Annotated in this window: 3 protein-coding genes; all 3 read left to right on the forward strand. The window is 38.6% G+C overall.

Translation table 11 applies throughout. The features are described from left to right. A partial coding sequence (locus B2X72_RS26390; protein WP_286852170.1) for a RagB/SusD family nutrient uptake outer membrane protein occupies positions 1-1154 on the forward strand: 1154 nt, incomplete at its 5' end. An 18-nt stretch (positions 1155-1172) separates the two neighbouring features. Then, the gene (locus tag B2X72_RS26395) at positions 1173-1856 is read left to right on the forward strand and encodes a hypothetical protein (protein WP_075991384.1); all 684 of its coding nucleotides are present in this window, start codon (positions 1173-1175) and stop codon (positions 1854-1856) included. 8 nt (positions 1857-1864) lie between these two features. Then, positions 1865-2810, forward strand: a 946-nt coding sequence (locus B2X72_RS26400) for a DUF5007 domain-containing protein (protein ID WP_286852172.1), incomplete at its 3' end; no start/stop codon positions are given.

Raw genomic sequence — 2810 nt, forward strand, 5'->3', positions numbered from 1 at the left:
GAGAGGCCTATTTTTTACGGGCGTTCACTTATTTTATGATGCTACGTGTTTGGGGAGATGTCCCCTTGGTAACTGAAGAATACGATGATCCTATTTCTGCTCCGGAATTAGCACGAAGTACCAAAAAAGAGGTTATGGCGCAGATTGAGAAGGACGCACTGTTGGCACATGAACTGCTACCTTGGCAATATTCACTTGTTGGGAATGCGAAAGTTACAGCCAATAAAGGCGCAGTGAATGCATTGTTAGCACATTTTTACCTTTGGAAGGCCACAATGAGCGATGTCAATTCAAACCAACCGGATCTCGAAGCGGTAGACAAAGCCGATAAAGCCATCGATGAAATCTTAAATAATGGTATGTATTCACTGACTGATACATCCAATTATTACAAGACTTTCGAAGGACTTTCGAGTGAGGGTATTTTTGAAATTGCAATGAGTGAAAATACGCGTGAAGGAACCAACCAGCATATTGCCAATATGTTTTTGAGAACTGCGCAGCTGGCAACTACTGGAACAAATTCGAGGTGTTATGTCAATGCAGATTATCTGACAAATCATTTTTATAAAATAGACCAAGTTTGGGATTGGTATTGGAATACAAGTTTGCAGCAGTGGGAGTGGAAAGCGATGCCTTCACAGGTCTTTGACGATAGCGATATTCGCTGTCGACGTAATTTTACAGATTTAAACAGCGATAAAGCTACTTGCATAAAATATCAAAGTGTTGTCTATCGTAATCCATCACAAAAGCAAGATCCTTATGTTAGCAATAATTTGATTGTCTTTAGGTTAGCGGATATGCGCTTGTTGAAAGCCGAAATTGCACTCTACAGAAATCAAGTCTCTAAAGCGATAGATATCATCAATGAATTTAGAAAAAGGAATGGCGCCGATGAATCTGCATTCGTGGATAATACATCGAGTAAAGACGATGTCATGTACGAATATATTATTGAAAGAGGTAAGGAACTTTATCTCGAAGGGCATATTTTTTATGATCTATTGCGAACAAAGCAATACAGCAATTTTGTTCCATGGCTTTCAGAATCCCGTTTTCGTCAAGAAGGATTTTATTGGCCGATTAATCCAGCCCTATTCAAAAATAATAACAAGTTGACACAGACCTCTTACTGGAGAGGAAAGGTTTAAGCACTAACTAAAAGAATTATGAAAAAGATAACAGGATTGTTTGCGTCGTTATTGATCTTTCTTTTTGCTTGTAAGAAAGATAATTACAAAGTAGATGGAGGAAAGAGCGACGCCCACGTGAATCAGACAACCTATGATTTTTTAAAGCAGCACGGTAGCTTTGATTCATTGGTTAAGATTATAGATCGCGCTGGTATTAAAGATATTGTCAATTCGGATGTCACTTTCTTTGCAACGAGTGATTATGGCGTACGGGATTATGTAGCCGCCAAAAAACAACAAAAGATCATTGAAGTAGGAAACGAAAATATTCAGTTCGGGATAAATAACATCCCAGTCAAGGAATTACGCGATTCGATGATGATTTATCTATTCGATGGAAAGATTACAAGAGAGAATCTCAGCCCGGATAATAAATATTTTGTGAGCAAGCTTGGCGCGATCCCAAATGTCAGGTTCAATATTAAGTTGCGCAGAACACGTGATTACAGCGATTATTTGGATTATGTAGACTATCTCAATTTTACAAAGGTTATCGGGACTCTTGATGCTGAAGAACCAGATTATAATGCGATTCCCAAAGATCAGCTCGATAAATCCTATGATTGTCAAACCTCAGGAATTATTACGACGACAGGTGTATTGCATGTATTGCAAAACACGCATCGTTTATTTTTTAACGCCGGAAAAATGGCTGACTAAAAACAGATATGAAAACGAATTTAAAAATTTTATATAGCCTAGTGTTTGTTTTTACACTGACTTCTGGGTGCAAAAAAATTGAAAACGGCTTTTTGAGTGAAGGTATCCGTTATAAAGACAATACCATCTTTTGTAAACGTGGGATGTCGCTTACGATGTCTGACCGTATCAATACAGATGGCTCCACTCCGCCCTATACATTCGAATTGTTAAATTTAAAGGATGAAGCAACAGGTCAGCCCGCACCGGATGTCTTTTTTAAAGAATTTGACATTCTAACCTTTAAGCCTGGTTTAGTATTCAATGCCGAGACAGATACCACGGTCGAGCTTCTCAATAAAAAGAGAGAAACAGTAAAAAAGGCTCCGATGGAATTCAATACCGTCAGTGGACAGCTGGTTTTTAATCGAGCTTCTGCCAACCTACCTCTAGGGCGTTTTAATTTTGATGTCAAAATGACCAATCCAAGAGGAGAACGGGTATTCCCTAAATTGGCAACCATTGAGATTGTAGAGCCCACGATTGATGATATGTTTAAAGTAACATATCAGGCGGCGTCAGGATCAAGTGCTGCTGAAGTTTTTACTGGGATCACGGCTCCAAAGGTGACTTGTACAAAAATTTCAAACGATGGCGCTCGTGTTATTCTAAAGATCGTCGATAAAAATGGAAATGCATTCAATCCTAAAAATGGAGAAGTGATCAAAAGAGGGGATCGTCCGATGTTTGAATCTCATGTGAAGTTTAATCCCGTACAGGTTACAGATAATTCAATGATCTGTGATTTTGAAGTAGCCCCCTTTCCATTGGCTAAATTAATTGGAAAAGATGGAACAGATTGGGGATTTCTCAATTATTATCGCATCCCAATGAAGTATGCACAGATAGATGGGTTGAGTGCTAATAATGTTAACCCCGTATTTGGATTCCAACTATTGATGGAAGGTACTTATG

The organism is Sphingobacterium sp. UBA7253 (assembly GCF_002472745.1).
GTDB lineage: Bacteria > Bacteroidota > Bacteroidia > Sphingobacteriales > Sphingobacteriaceae > Sphingobacterium > Sphingobacterium siyangense.

Coding starts and splice junctions, on each gene's coding strand:
- B2X72_RS26395 (WP_075991384.1), top strand. CDS start 1,173: ATGAAAAAGATAACAGGATTGTTTGCGTCGTTATTGATCTTTCTTTTT.